Origin of the sequence: Streptomyces griseoloalbus (assembly GCA_014650015.1) — a bacterium.
In the GTDB taxonomy this organism is placed as follows: domain Bacteria; phylum Actinomycetota; class Actinomycetes; order Streptomycetales; family Streptomycetaceae; genus Streptomyces; species Streptomyces griseoloalbus.
Genome location: BMUD01000007.1, coordinates 256,105 through 269,370, shown reverse-complemented (window position 1 = coordinate 269,370; position 13,266 = coordinate 256,105). Strand labels below are relative to the sequence as shown.

The 13,266-nt window shown below is 71.4% G+C and carries 14 protein-coding genes and 1 pseudogene; 5 read left to right on the top strand and 10 right to left on the bottom strand.

Annotated features, from left to right (window positions below; all coding sequences use genetic code 11):
- Window positions 1–175 precede the first annotated feature (175 nt).
- On the bottom strand, window positions 176–1,249 hold the full coding sequence (locus IE178_RS13730; RefSeq protein ID WP_193512444.1) for an aspartate-semialdehyde dehydrogenase: 1,074 nt from the start codon (window positions 1,247–1,249) through the stop codon (window positions 176–178).
- Window positions 1,249–2,541 carry an aspartate kinase gene (locus IE178_RS13725; RefSeq protein ID WP_184764934.1) on the bottom strand — a complete coding sequence of 431 codons (1,293 nt, stop codon included), beginning with the start codon at window positions 2,539–2,541 and terminating at the stop codon, window positions 1,249–1,251. Before IE178_RS13725 ends, IE178_RS13730 begins: the two co-directional genes overlap by 1 nt.
- A gap of 338 nt (window positions 2,542–2,879) precedes the next feature.
- On the opposite strand from IE178_RS13725, the gene IE178_RS13720 reads away from it, so the two are divergent.
- Complete coding sequence (locus tag IE178_RS13720; RefSeq protein ID WP_318280026.1) at window positions 2,880–3,434, top strand: M23 family metallopeptidase; 555 nt, start codon at window positions 2,880–2,882, stop codon at window positions 3,432–3,434.
- A gap of 159 nt (window positions 3,435–3,593) precedes the next feature.
- Here IE178_RS13720 and IE178_RS13715 read toward each other — a convergent pair whose 3' ends face one another.
- From IE178_RS13715 to IE178_RS13705, 3 genes are read right to left on the bottom strand one after another with little or no spacing between them, the layout of a single operon-like run.
- Window positions 3,594–4,253, bottom strand: coding sequence for a DUF5063 domain-containing protein (locus IE178_RS13715; protein WP_184764933.1), 660 nt, complete (start codon window positions 4,251–4,253; stop codon window positions 3,594–3,596).
- Window positions 4,246–4,845 (bottom strand): recombination mediator RecR, encoded by a 600-nt coding sequence (recR, locus tag IE178_RS13710; RefSeq protein WP_184764932.1) that lies wholly within the window; start codon window positions 4,843–4,845, stop codon window positions 4,246–4,248. The genes IE178_RS13715 and recR overlap by 8 nt, the downstream gene beginning before the upstream one ends.
- Before the next feature lie 59 nt (window positions 4,846–4,904).
- Complete coding sequence (locus IE178_RS13705; RefSeq protein WP_184764931.1) at window positions 4,905–5,246, bottom strand: YbaB/EbfC family nucleoid-associated protein; 342 nt, start codon at window positions 5,244–5,246, stop codon at window positions 4,905–4,907.
- Window positions 5,247–5,555: 309 nt separating this feature from the next.
- Between IE178_RS13705 and IE178_RS13700 the strand changes: the two genes are divergently transcribed.
- Window positions 5,556–6,302: an SLATT domain-containing protein gene (locus IE178_RS13700; protein WP_184764930.1), complete on the top strand. Its 747-nt coding sequence runs from the start codon at window positions 5,556–5,558 to the stop codon at window positions 6,300–6,302.
- A gap of 4 nt (window positions 6,303–6,306) precedes the next feature.
- Here the strand turns inward: IE178_RS13700 and IE178_RS35915 are convergent.
- The 4 genes and pseudogenes from IE178_RS35915 to IE178_RS13685 form a co-directional block, all read right to left on the bottom strand.
- Window positions 6,307–6,605 (bottom strand): annotated as a pseudogene (locus IE178_RS35915) (hypothetical protein); the annotation flags it as partial.
- Between the two features lie 127 nt (window positions 6,606–6,732).
- The gene (locus tag IE178_RS13695; protein ID WP_193512443.1) at window positions 6,733–8,631 is read right to left on the bottom strand and encodes a serine/threonine-protein kinase; all 1,899 of its coding nucleotides are present in this window, start codon (window positions 8,629–8,631) and stop codon (window positions 6,733–6,735) included.
- 78 nt (window positions 8,632–8,709) lie between these two features.
- Window positions 8,710–9,192, bottom strand: a complete 483-nt coding sequence (locus tag IE178_RS13690; protein ID WP_184764928.1) for a MarR family winged helix-turn-helix transcriptional regulator — start codon at window positions 9,190–9,192, stop codon at window positions 8,710–8,712.
- Window positions 9,189–9,797 (bottom strand): type 1 glutamine amidotransferase family protein, encoded by a 609-nt coding sequence (locus tag IE178_RS13685; protein WP_193512442.1) that lies wholly within the window; start codon window positions 9,795–9,797, stop codon window positions 9,189–9,191. The genes IE178_RS13690 and IE178_RS13685 overlap by 4 nt, the downstream gene beginning before the upstream one ends.
- Before the next feature lie 175 nt (window positions 9,798–9,972).
- On the opposite strand from IE178_RS13685, the gene IE178_RS13680 reads away from it, so the two are divergent.
- The 3 genes from IE178_RS13680 to IE178_RS13670 all read left to right on the top strand — a co-directional run bounded on the left by IE178_RS13680 (window position 9,973) and on the right by IE178_RS13670 (window position 12,942).
- On the top strand, window positions 9,973–11,328 hold the full coding sequence (locus IE178_RS13680) for an aspartate aminotransferase family protein (protein ID WP_193512441.1): 1,356 nt from the start codon (window positions 9,973–9,975) through the stop codon (window positions 11,326–11,328).
- Between the two features lie 157 nt (window positions 11,329–11,485).
- Window positions 11,486–12,247, top strand: a complete 762-nt coding sequence (locus IE178_RS13675) for a GntR family transcriptional regulator (RefSeq protein WP_184764925.1) — start codon at window positions 11,486–11,488, stop codon at window positions 12,245–12,247.
- 44 nt (window positions 12,248–12,291) lie between these two features.
- Window positions 12,292–12,942, top strand: a complete 651-nt coding sequence (locus tag IE178_RS13670; RefSeq protein WP_184764924.1) for a putative DNA-mimic protein — start codon at window positions 12,292–12,294, stop codon at window positions 12,940–12,942.
- 3 nt (window positions 12,943–12,945) lie between these two features.
- Here IE178_RS13670 and IE178_RS13665 read toward each other — a convergent pair whose 3' ends face one another.
- On the bottom strand, window positions 12,946–13,236 hold the full coding sequence (locus IE178_RS13665) for a hypothetical protein (RefSeq protein WP_184764923.1): 291 nt from the start codon (window positions 13,234–13,236) through the stop codon (window positions 12,946–12,948).
- Window positions 13,237–13,266 lie beyond the last annotated feature (30 nt).

The window sequence follows — 13,266 nt, the reverse complement described above, 5'->3', positions numbered from 1 at the left end:
CAAAGACGCTCCCCGCCCTCCGCTTGGTTGCGGAGGGCGGGGAGATAAATCCTCGTGCAGATCTCTGTGCCATCCTCGGCCGCCGGACAGCCCCCTTCAAGGGCCCCGGACCGAGAACTCGGCTTTCACGACTTACATAGATCCTACAAACGAATCCTCTGTGATCCAGAACTTTTCACTGTTCGACCGCCACCAGTTCGGCGATCTGCGCGGTGTTGAGCGCCGCCCCCTTGCGCAGGTTGTCCCCGCACACGAAGAGTTCCAGCGCCGTGGGATCGTCCAGGGCCCGCCGCACCCGCCCGACCCAGGTCGGATCGGTGCCGACGACATCGGCGGGGGTGGGGAACTCCCCCGCGGCCGGGTTGTCGAACAGGACGACACCGGGCGCGGTGGCGAGGATCTCGCGGGCCCTGTCGACGGTGACCTCGCCCTCGAAGCGGGCGTGCACGGTGAGCGAGTGCGTGGTGACCACCGGGACGCGTACGCAGGTGACCGCCACGGGCAGCGTGGGCAGGCCCAGGATCTTGCGGGACTCGTCCCGGACCTTCATCTCCTCCGAGGACCAGCCGTCCTCCCGCAGCGATCCGGCCCACGGTACGACGTTCAGCGCGACCGGCTCCGGGAACGGCCCGGTGTTGTCCCCCACCGCCCGCCGTACGTCACCGGGGGTGGTCCCCAGCTCCGTGCCGGCGACCAGGGACAGCTGCTCGCGCAGGGTGCGCACGCCCGCGTGTCCGGCGCCGCTGACCGCCTGGTACGAGGAGACGACCAGCTCGCGCAGGCCGAACTCGGCGTGCAGCGCGCCCAGGGCGACGATCATCGACAGGGTGGTGCAGTTCGGGTTGGCGACGATTCCGCGCGGACGCCTGCGTACGGCGTGCGGGTTGACCTCCGGGACGACCAGCGGCACGTCCGGGTCCATGCGGAACGCGCCGGAGTTGTCGACCACCACCGCGCCCCGCGCGGCGGCGACGGGCGCCCACCGCTCGGCGACCTCGTCGGGCACGTCGAACATCGCGACGTCGACCCCGTCGAAGGCCTCCTCGGTGAGCGCGACGACCTCGACCTCCTCACCGCGCACGGCCAGCTTGCGGCCTGCCGAGCGCGGGGAGGCGATCAGCCGGATCTCGCCCCAGACGTCCGCCCGATGGGACAGGATCTGGAGCATGACCGTGCCGACGGCACCGGTCGCGCCCACGACCGCGAGCGTCGGCCGTCCGGCCCCTGTGGGCCGTGCGGTTCCGGCCATCAGCGGCCGGTGCCTCCGTAGACCACGGCCTCGTCGCTGTCGGAGTCCAGCCCGAAGGCGGAGTGCACGGCGCGCACGGCCTCCGGCACGTCGTCCTTGCGGGTGACGACCGAGATGCGGATCTCGGAGGTCGAGATCAGCTCGATGTTCACGCCGGCGTCGCTGAGCGCCGTGAAGAAGTCGGCGGTGACGCCCGGGTTGGTCTTCATACCGGCGCCGACCAGGGAGATCTTGCCGATCTGGTCGTCGTAGCGCAGGGAGTCGAAGCCGATGGCGCCCTTGTTCTTCTCCAGCGCGTCGATGGCCTTGCGGCCCTCGGTCTTCGGCAGGGTGAAGGAGATGTCCGTCAGGCCCGTGGAGGCGGCGGACACGTTCTGCACGACCATGTCGATGTTGATCTCGGCATCGGCGATCGTGCGGAAGATCGCGGCGGCCTCGCCGGGCTTGTCCGGCACACCGACGACCGTGACCTTGGCCTCGGAGGTGTCGTGTGCGACGCCGGAGATGAGAGCCTGCTCCACCTGCTTGTCCCCTTGCTGCTGTGTCTTTCGGACGACCGGCTCGCTGCTGACCCACGTGCCCTGCAGTCCGCTGAAGGACGAGCGGACGTGGATCGGGATGTCGTACCGGCGGGCGTACTCCACGCAGCGGTGGAGCAGCACCTTGGACCCGGAGGCCGCCAGTTCGAGCATGTCCTCGAACGCGATCCAGTCGATCTTCCGGGCCTTCTTCACCACGCGCGGGTCGGCGGTGAACACACCGTCGACGTCCGTGTAGATCTCGCACACCTCGGCGTCGAGCGCGGCGGCGAGGGCGACGGCGGTGGTGTCGGAGCCGCCGCGGCCGAGCGTGGTGATGTCCTTGGTGTCCTGGCTGACGCCCTGGAAGCCGGCGACGATGGCGATGTTGCCCTCGTCCACCGAGGCCTTGATCCGGCCCGGCGTGACATCGATGATGCGGGCTTTGTTGTGGACCGAGTCGGTGATGACACCTGCCTGGCTGCCGGTGAAGCTCTGGGCGTTGTGCCCCAGGTTTTTGATCGCCATGGCCAGCAGGGCCATGGAGATCCGCTCTCCGGCGGTCAGCAGCATGTCGAGCTCGCGCCCGGCAGGGATCGGGGAAACCTGCTCGGCGAGATCGATCAGCTCGTCCGTCGTGTCGCCCATCGCGGAAACCACGGCGACCACCTGGTGGCCGTTCTTCTTGGCTTCCACGATCCGCTTGGCGACGCGCTTGATGCCCTCGGCATCGGCTACGGAGGAGCCTCCGTACTTCTGCACGACAAGGCCCACGTGCGCTCCTCGCTCAGTCCGTCGTTTTCCACAGTCCGCACACACATGTGTCCGCTGCGGTCGGCTCAGTCTAACGAGCGTCCGAAAATCCCCTCCGTGATATCGCATGGTGAGATGTCCGGCCGCTCGCGCAGGGGCTCATGCCCAACCGGACGCCGGCCACTCGGGAAAGCGACCCGCGTCACAGTTCTCACCGCCCGCGCATCGACGCGGGCGCCGCGACCGGTCCGCCAACCCTCGCGTACCTATTGCGGCAGCACGCGTTCCGTTTACTGACGTGTACATGAATATGGAGCCCTCAGACGTTCTTCCAGACGTTTCTTCCGAAGGGATGCGTGGTGACGAGAACGACAAGGGTCCGCCGTCGGCTCGCCGCGGTGGCGCTCACGATGCTGGCGTCCGCGGGGATCATGCTGTCCGGCGCCTCCCCGGCCTCGGCCGCGGACTACTACTACGAGCTCCCCTACCCGGCCGGCGAGTCCTACCTGGTCACGCAGGGCCCGGAGGGCACCTACTCCCACACCGGCCCGTACAACGAGTACGCCTGGGACTTCGGGCTTCCCGCGAACTACGAGGTCTCCGCCTCGCAGGGGGGCACGATCATCGCCTCCGGCTGGTCCCCGTACTGGCAGAACGGCATCGAGGTGATCATCCGTCACTCGAACGGCAGGTGCACCCACTACGCGCACCTGAACCGGGCGCTCTACAACCCCGGCACCTGGGTCCCGCAGGGCCGGGTCGTCGGCTGGTCGGGCAGCACGGGCGCGTCGAGCGGGCCGCACCTGCACTTCCAGGTGATCGACTGCAACACGCGGGTGGGCGTTCCCGCCACCCTCCAGGGCTGGACGCCGTACACCGGCACGTGGCCGGTCAGCGTCAACCACTACGCCTGAACCGGCGGCGGCCGTCCCCGCGGCGCCTCACCCGCGGGGAACGGCCTCGTGCTGGACCATGCTCCCCGCCGGAGTCCGTGACGGACTCGCCCGGCGGGCGCATGGTCCAGCCCTTCGCTCCGGGCCTCGGCGGCCGGCCGCCGTCGCCCGAACCGGTGCCTACTGGACCGGGCGCATCCCCAGCGGCCCGCCGATCTCCTCGGCCATGACCTTGCCCGCCTCGAATTCCAGGGTGTCGTCGCCCATGCCCTGGTCGGTGTCGAGGCCGTCCAGTTCGGCCAGGGGCTGGTTCAGCCGCACGTGCGCCACGACCGACTGCAGGGCGCGCAGGCTCGCCGAGGCCGTGGAGCCCCAGTTGGAGAAGTAGGAGAACTGCCACCACCACAGGGCCTCCGAGGTGCGGCCGGCGCGGTAGTGGACCATGCCGTGACGGAGGTCGGTGATGACGTCGGTCAGGTCGTCGGAGATACGGGCCGGAACGGGCGCCTTGCGGGGCTCGTACGGGTCGAAGACCTCGGAGTAGACGTCGATCGGCTCCAGCAACCGGGCGAGGTTCTCCCGGAGTTGGTCCACATCGGCCTCCGGGCCCGGGTCGGGCTCGTAGCGCTCGTCGGGGACGATGTCCTCGTGCGCGCCGAGCCGCCCGCCGGCCAGCAGGAGCTGGGAGACCTCCAGCAGGAGGAAGGGGACCGCCGAGTCCGGCTCGTCGCCCTTGGCGACCTCCGTGACGGCGACCAGGAAGCTCTCGATCTGATCCGCGATCTGGACCGCGAAGTCGTCCGGGTCCATGTGGGTCGCGTGCAGCGTGGCGTCAGACATCTAGGAGTCGTCTCCCCTCGAAGGCGCGGCCGAGGGTCACCTCGTCCGCGTATTCCAGGTCGCCGCCCACCGGGAGGCCGCTGGCCAGGCGGGTGACCTTGAGGCCCATGGGCTTGATCATGCGGGCGAGGTACGTCGCCGTGGCCTCGCCTTCCAGATTCGGGTCCGTGGCCAGGATCAGCTCCGTCACCGTGCCGTCGGCGAGCCGGGCCAGGAGTTCCCGTATGCGCAGGTCGTCGGGGCCCACCCCGTCGATGGGGCTGATGGCGCCGCCGAGGACGTGGTAGCGGCCCCGGAACTCCCGGGTGCGCTCGATGGCCACGACGTCCTTGGGCTCCTCCACGACACAGATGACCGCGGGGTCGCGGCGGGCGTCACGGCAGATGGAGCACTGTTCCTCCTGCGCGACGTTGCCACAGGTCGCGCAGAACCGGACCTTCGCCTTGACCTCCATGAGCGCGTGCGCGAGCCGGCGTACGTCCGTCGGTTCCGCCTGAAGGATGTGGAAGGCGATCCGCTGCGCGCTCTTGGGACCGACGCCGGGCAGCCGCCCCAGCTCGTCGATGAGGTCCTGAACCACGCCTTCGTACAACGGACTGCCGTCCTTCCTGGTGTTCCTTCAGTACGTACGGTAAAGGCCCGCGGCCCGTCTTAGAAGGGGAGACCGGGGATGCCGCCGCCGCCCAGCCCCTGGGCGAGCGGGCCGAGTTTCTGCTGCTGGAGGCTCTGGGCGTTCTCGTTGGCCGCCTGGACCGCCGCGATGATCAGATCGGCGAGGGTCTCGGTGTCCGCCGGGTCCACCGCCTTCGGGTCGATCTTCAGGGCCCGCAGTTCGCCGGATCCGGTGACGGTGGCCCTCACCAGACCGCCGCCCGCCTGGCCGTCGACCTCCGTACGCGCCAGTTCCTCCTGCGCCTTGGCCAGGTCCTGCTGCATCTTCTGGGCCTGCTGGAGCAGCTGCTGCATGTTGGGCTGGCCACCACCGGGGATCACGATTCAGCTCCTTGGTCGATCATTGCGTCGGCCCATCGGGTCCGTCAGTCCGGGTTTTGCCGTTCGGCATGAGCCTACGTGGTCCGAGCAGCCGTCGCCCCAGCACTCTTTCGAGTGAGTCACGGTTGTTGCCCTATACCTGATCAAGGCCACCTTCCGGGCGGAAAAGAGTCCGAACCCCCGACGCCGCCACCCATTGGGCGGTAGGAAGGGTCAGACGCGCGAGTACCGGGCGTCACACTCAGGACACGGACAGTACGCGGGGATCGGTCGGGGTCGGCAGGGGTCAGTTCAGTAGGGAGATACCGGGTGGGTCAGCCGGAGATGCAGCCCGAGGGTCGGCCTCAGGACGGGCGGGGCGAGGAGGCGGCCGGGCTGCGGCCGGGCGATCCGGCCGGGCGGGAGTTCCCGCTCGGGGACTGGGGCGAGCCGGCGGCCCGGCTGGACGAGCTGTACCGGTGGGCCGAGCGCGGGGCGCTGGACACGGCCGCCTGGTACCTCGAGGACCGGATGTGGAAGCGCCGGTGCGCCTGGGCGCTGCGGACCGGGACGGCCGTGGGGGCGCTGACCGGGGCCGCGCTGCCGCTGCTCGATGTGACCGGGGCGGCCGACGGGGCCGCGCCCTGGGGGTATCTGGCGCTGCTGCTCGGGATGGCCTGTGTGGCCGGGGACCGCTTCTTCGGGATGACGTCCGGCTGGATGCGGGACGTGGCGACCGCGCAGGCCGTGCAGCGGCGGCTCCAGGCGTTCCAGTTCGACTGGGCGTCGGAGTGTGTCCGCGAGGTGCTGGGCCCGGCGGAGGGCACGGCGAGCGAGGCGGCCGAGCGGTGCCTGACCGTGCTGCGGCGCTTCTCGGAGGACGTGACGGAGCTGGTGCGGGTCGAGACGGCCGACTGGATGGTGGAGTTCCGCAGCGGGGGCGCGCCGCTGGGCGTGCAGACGGCGATGGCGGGCGCGGGGCGTCCCGAGGGCTCCGCGCCGCACGGGCGGTTTCCCGCGCCGCCGGGACCGGCCCGCCCGAACATGCCGCGGCAGCGCCCGCCGGAGCCGAGGTGAACCGTCACGTCACGGCGTGGACCGCGCGCACAGTTCCCTTCCCCCCTGGGGGCCGGCACAGATGGCCGTGGGTGCGGATCACGTCCTGGCCGTTGCCGCGCGTGGGATACGTCAGGAGACTCGCCGCCGGCGAGTCCGCCGGGGGCCGCCCGTAGGTGTAGGCGTACTCGACCTCCCGGTACGGGCAGGAGCGCGTCCCGTCTCCCGGTACGGGCAGGAGCGCGTCCCGTGCCCGATGGCGTCGACGGACGGGGGCTCACCGTCGGGGTTCAGCCGGTGCAGCCCCTTCGCACGGGTGGCGAGGCCCTCGCCGTCGCTCGGGTCGCCGCTCAGCCGGATCTCGTCGCCCGCGCTCGTTCACCGACGTTCACCGGTGTTCGCCGAACGTTCAACGGCCGTGGACGAACGCCGGCTCGGCCCCGCCCGTCGGTCAGTCCCGCGTGTACGTGAGCTGTTCGCCGTTGCTGGAGTTCACGCGCTTCAGGGAGCCGTCGGGCAGCAGGGTGATGTCGCTGGCGGAACCCGGGGTGCAGGCGCTGCGCGGCTGTCCGACCCTCACGGAGGACGGGCCGATCTCCAGGCGGGCCCCCGAACCCGGGACGGCGGTGAGCTCGGCCTCGAAGACGCAGTGGTAGGTGCCGTTCCCGGTGGGCCCGTCGGCGACGAGGGACATGACCGTGTCGCCGATCTCGCCCTGCTGGAGGGTCAGCCGGCGGCTGTGCTCGCCGCTCGCGTTGTCGATGGTGGTGGACCAACTGCCCAGATAGTCCGCCGGGATCGTCCCGTCCTCGGGTGCGGAGGTGCTCGGCTGCCGTGTCTCGGCCGGCTGCCCGGCGTCGGGCGTGGCGGGGCCGGTGCTCTGCGGCGCGGTGGGCGCCGGGGGCGTGGTGGGGTCGCCTCCGGCGCGGTTGCCGCCGTCGCCGCCGCTCATTAGCGCGTACACGGTGCCGCCCGCGGCGAGCGCGACGACCAGCGCGATCACCACGAGCAGCACGCTGGAACGGTTGTCCCCGCGCGGTTCGGGCGCCGGTCCGTACGGCGGGTTCGGCCCGAACGGCGGCGGACCGTACGGCGGGGTCCCACCGGAGCCGTAGCCGTTGTAGGGGTAGCCGTACGCGGGGTGCTGGGGGTGTCCGTACGGGCCCGGAGCGGGAGCCGGGGGCGGGGTGGGGGTGTGCCGGCCGACGACCACGGTGGGCAGATGGTTCACACCCGGCTGTCCCGGCGGGGGCGGGGCGGGCGTTCCGGGAGGTGTCGAGGGCTGCGGCGGCACGGCGGAGTCGTCGGCGGCCCGGGCGTGTTCGGGGGTGGCGGCGGGCGGCGCGGCGGGCGGTTGGCCGGGGGCCGCGTCCGGCGCCGGGCCGACGGGGGCCGGTGATACCGCGGTGGGCGTGGGCCGCTGCGGTGTCTGCGGGTCCTCCGCGTCGAGCAACCGCACCGCGTGGCGGCCGAGCTGTGCGACCAGGGCGCCCGGCAGCCAGGGGTCCCGGGAGCGGCCGGCGGCGACGGTGTCCTCCGCGCCGGTGCGCTCCAGCACCTGGTCGAGCGTGGGCCGCACCGCCGGGTCCTTCTTCAGGCAGTCCCGTACGAGGTCGGCGAGGCCCTCGGGCACGCGCTCCAGGTCGGGTTCCTCCTGGGCGATGCGGAACATCAGGGCGTGCACACCGCTGTTGGCGGTGCCGAAGGGGAGCGCGCCGGTCGCGGCGTAGGCGAGCACCGAGCCGAGGCAGAACACGTCGCAGGCGGGCGTGATGCGGTCGCCGCGCACCTGCTCGGGCGCCATGAAACCGGGCGAGCCGACGAGCGCGCCGGTGCGGGTGAGTCCGCCGTCGGTCACCGTCTCCAGCGCCCGCGCGATCCCGAAGTCGATGACACGCGGCCCGTCGATGGTGACGAGCACGTTGGACGGCTTGAGGTCCCGGTGGATGATCCCGGCGGCGTGGATGTCCTTCAGCGCGTGCGCCAGACCGGCGGCGAGGATGCGCACCGACCGCTCGGGCAGGGCCCCGTGGTCGTGCCCGACCACCTGCTGGAGGCTGGGCCCGGCGACGTATCCGGTGGCGACCCAGGGCACGGGGGCCTCGGTGTCCGCGTCCAGCACCGGCGCCGTCCAGGCGCCGCCGACCTGCCGCGCCGCCCGCACCTCCTGGCGGAAGCGCGCCCGGAACTCCTCCTGCCGGGCCAGCTCCTCGCGGACCAGCTTCACGGCGACGGTACGTCCCCGGTCGGAGCGGGCGAGGTAGACCTGCCCCATGCCGCCGGCACCGAGCCGCGCGAGCAGCCGGTAGGCACCGATGAGTTGTGGATCCCCGGCCCCGAGCTTCTCCATCGCTGCGCCGCCTTCCCCCCGCAGTGAGCAACAGATCGAGGATAGTGCGGTGCCGGGGCCGGGTGAGCTGGGCGTTGTCTACGGTTCCGTAACAGGCGCTCCGAGGGCGTCGAGCACCTCGGACAGACGTTCCAGCGCCTGGACCGCGCGGGCGAGTTCGGCCTCCCCGCGCTCCTTCCCGTACTGCTCCTCGTACGCCTGTGCCAGCCGCTCGGCGAAGGCCGCGTGACCGGGGTCGATGCGGCTGATCGCGGCGCGGCCCTCCTCGGTCGGGGCGAGGAGTTTGGCGCGGCGGTGGGCGGGGTTGGGCCGGTACTCGGCGAGGCCGCGCTCCACCAGCAGATCGGCGATGCGCTGCACGCTCTGCCGGGTGATGCCCATGGCCCTGGCGATCGCGGAGACCGGCAGCGGCTCGCCGAGGACCGCGCCGAGCACCTGCCACCGGGCGGCGGTGATCCCGGCGGGCCGGGCCAGTTCCTCGGCGACCGCGAGGAACTGGCCGTTCAGCCGGAAGGTACCGAGCGCGCCCCGGCTGAGCAGATCCTGACGCTCCCGGCTCACCGGGCGGCCAGGGCCGTCGCGTACGTGACGTACGCCTCCGGGTCCGAGTCGTGGAACAGCCGGTACCACGCGTCGGTCACCTTGTCGTCGTGGACGCCGAGCAGCCGGAGGATCTCGCGGGCGAAGGCGACCGGCTCGGTCGGCCCGGCGGTGACGAGACCGCCGTCGGTGACGGCGTCGGCCTCGACGTACCGCTCGCCGCCCGCGTATCCGGTCAGGGCGAGGTAGGGGGCGGCGGCGCCGGTGTGCGCCCGCTCGTCGAGCAGCCCCTCCCTGGCCAGCCCTGCCGTGGCCCCGCAGATCGCGGCGACGGGCACACCGGCGTCGAGGAACGCGCGGGCGGTGCGGGCGAGGGGTGCGAGGTCGTCGCCCTCGTCCCAGCGGGTGCCGCCGGGCAGGATCAGCAGCGAACTGTCCTCGGGCCGCAGGTCCGCGAGCGTGAGGTGGGGCAGCACACGGAGCCCGCCGATGCTGGTGACGGGCTCCCCGGCCGGAGTGACGGTGAGCACCTCGTAGCCGGCGAGCGCGAGATGCGCGGTGGCGTGACCGGTCTCCCAGTCGGCGAATGTGTCGAAGAGAACGAGGTGGACGGGCTTGCGGGTCATGACCGCTCCCTCATGGGTTCGTCCTGGATGACAGCATCCTGTCATGACGACAGTAGCCTGTCAATCGCTCGGTCCGGTCGGTGCGGCGGTTGTCGACAACCTGTCGCGGAAAGTCCCCGACCCCAGACAGGCCGCCGATGTCGCGGCGCCGCCGCCGAGACCTACCCTCGGTCGCATGACCCCTCAGCCGAACCCCGAGGCCGGAGCCGCAGTGAAGGCCACCGACCGTGCGCATGTGTTCCACTCCTGGTCCGCGCAGGAGCTCATCGACCCGCTCGCCGTCGCCGGGGCGGAGGGGTCCTACTTCTGGGACTACGACGGCCGGCGCTACCTCGACTTCACCAGCGGGCTCGTCTTCACGAACATCGGCTACCAGCACCCGAAGGTCGTCGCCGCGATCCAGGAGCAGGCGGCGCGGATGACGACGTTCGCGCCCGCGTTCGCCGTCGAGGCGCGGTCGGAGGCGGCGCGGCTGATCGCCGAGCGGACCCCCGGGGACCTGGACAAGATCTTCTTCACCAACGGCGGCGCCGACGCCGTGGAGCACGCCCTCCGCATGGCGCGGCTGCACACCGGGCGGCCCAAGGTGCTCTCCGCCTACCGCTCCTACCACGGCGGCACCCAGCAGGCGATCAACGTCACCGGTGACCCGCGCCGCTGGGCCTCCGACAGCGGCACGGCCGGTGTGGTGCACTTCTGGGCGCCGTTCCTGTACCGCTCGCGCTTCTACGCCGAGACCGAGGAGCAGGAGTGCGCGCGGGCCCTCGAACACCTGGAGACGACGATCGCCTTCGAGGGGCCGTCGACCGTCGCCGCGATCGTCCTGGAGACCATCCCGGGGACGGCCGGGATCATGCTGCCGCCGCCCGGTTATCTCGCGGGCGTGCGGGAGCTGTGCGACAAGTACGGGATCGTCTTCGTCCTGGACGAGGTCATGGCCGGGTTCGGGCGGACCGGTGAGTGGTTCGCGGCCGGCCTGTACGACGTCGTGCCGGACCTGATGACCTTCGCGAAGGGCGTGAACTCCGGATATGTGCCGCTGGGCGGTGTCGCCGTCTGCGGGGCGATCGCCGAGACGTTCGGGAAGCGGCCGTACCCGGGCGGGCTGACGTACTCGGGACATCCGCTGGCCTGTGCCGCCGCCGTCGCGACGATCGGGGTGATGGCGGAGGAGGGCGTCGTCGAGAACGCGGCCACGCTCGGCGCGTCCGTCGTCGGGCCCGGACTGCGGGAGCTGGCCGAGCGGCACCCCTGCGTGGGCGAGGTCCGCGGCGTCGGCATGTTCTGGGCGCTGGAGCTGGTGCGCGACCGGGAGACCCGGGAGCCGCTGGTCCCGTACAACGCGGCCGGTGAGGCGAACGCCCCGATGGCCGCCTTCGCCGCCGCCGCGAAGGAGGCCGGCGTCTGGCCCTTCGTGAACATGAACCGGACCCATGTGGTGCCGCCGTGCAATGCGAGCGAGGCGGAGCTGAAGGAAGGGCTGGCGGCGCTGGACTCGGCTCTCTCGGTAGCGGACGGCTACGTGAGGTAACCGCCCGGGGCGAGGGCGTGACCGGGACGGAACGGCGCAAGGCGGGTCTCCCCTCGCGCTTTCCGAACGCCCCGTACCCACCCGACCGCGTAAGGTGGCGTGCTCGTGGACCTTTGTGTGCACGTCACTCGAACGCGACGAGGGAGACGCCCCGACCATGCCCGGCATCCGCGGCAACGGCGCCGTGACCCGCAGCACCCTGCGGCAGCAGATCGCCGACGCGCTCCGTGACGAGGTGCTGGCCGGGCGGCTCCAGCCGGGGCAGGAATTCACCGTCAAGGAGATCGCCGACCAGTACGGGGTGTCCGCGACCCCCGTCCGGGAGGCGCTGGTCGACCTGTCGGCGCAGGGGCTGCTCGACGCCGACCAGCACCGGGGCTTCCGGGTGCACGAGTACTCCGTCGACGACTTCCGCGGCATGATCGAGGCCCGCAGCCTGGTGACCGACGGGATGTTCCACGCGCTGACCGTCGGCCACATGTCCCATCTCCAGCCGGACACGCCCCGGATCGCCGCCACCCTCGCCGGGGTGCGCAGACGCGGCGAGGAGGCGCAGCGCGCGGCCCTCGCCGGGGAGGTCACCGTGCTGATCGGCTACGACCTGCGCTTCTGGCGCGAACTCGGGTCCGTGTTCGGCAACCCGTACCTCACCGACTTTCTGCACCGGCTGCGTGTCCAGACGTGGGTGTGTGTGGTGCAGCATCTGCGGCGGCTGCCCGATCTCCGGGGACTGCTGTGGTCCGAACACACCGATCTGGTCGATGCGTTGTCGCGTCGTGACGCCGATGCCGCCCGCGCGATCGTCGAGTCGTACAACACACACTCGCTCTCCCTCGTCGAAGGGCTGACGGCCGGTGGTATGGGTAAGGGACCTGCACGACGGGAGTCGCCCCCGCCGGGCGCCGATACGCTTCCCTGACCACGACGACCATCCCGACGACCGTGCTGAGTGAGGAGCCCTCTTTGGCCTGTGACCTGTGGCTGGTACCGCTCGTCGACGTGTTGTGCCACACGCCCGACAATCCGTTCGCCGAGGAACTCGCGCAGTACAACACCGTGCTCGCCGACGCGGGGCTGCCACCGGTGCCGGTGTACCAGTACATGCCGGGACTGTCCGGCGAGGTGGCCCCGGTCGCGGGGTTCGACTACGACGCGCTGCACTTCCTGCGGCGCGTGTATCTACTCCAGGTGTGCGGGCTGCCGGTCACGCCGGTGGACGAACTGGGCGGCGACTACGAGCAGTTGCTGGAGATGTTCGAGACCACGGCGCAGCGGTCGCACCTCGTCTGGCACTACGACCACGCGGGCGCCTACGTCCCCGTCGACTTCCCGCAGCCGCTCTCCAGCGACGAACTGCTCGCGGGCGGCGGCCCGTTGGGTTCCTCCCACGCGCTGCTGCGGGAACTGGAGCTGGTCGCCCCGTCCCTCGGCATCGACCCGGCGAACCCCCCGGCGGCGCCCGAGCCCCCGCACGGCCCGACGGATCTGGAGGAGCCGGCCGTCCCGGCCCCGTACGATCCCAGCCCCTTCGCCCGTGAACGCCATGTGTGGCTGGGCCTGCACGCGGCGGCGACACGGAGTCTGGCGCAGGGGTCGATGATCGTTTTCAGCTGAGCGTCACCGCAGCTGCGAGAGTCCCTTCTGCAGGTCCTCCGCGTTCATGATCGGGGTCACCTCGACGCGGGCGTTCATCTCGGTGAAGAACGGGTCGCCGGCCGGGGGCAGTTCCGAGCTGTCCGTCATGTCGAAGACCAGCAGGACCGTCCGCTGCCCCCGCACCGGGCCGAAGTAGGCGGCTTCCGGCTGGAGCCGGTCGAAGACGCCCTTCATCACCTCGGGCATCTTCCCGTCGTTCATGAGCTCGTTCGACCTCTGCGTGTCCAGGGTGGCCATGAGCAACACGCGCATCGCACTCACCTTCTTCCGGTCGATGCACGC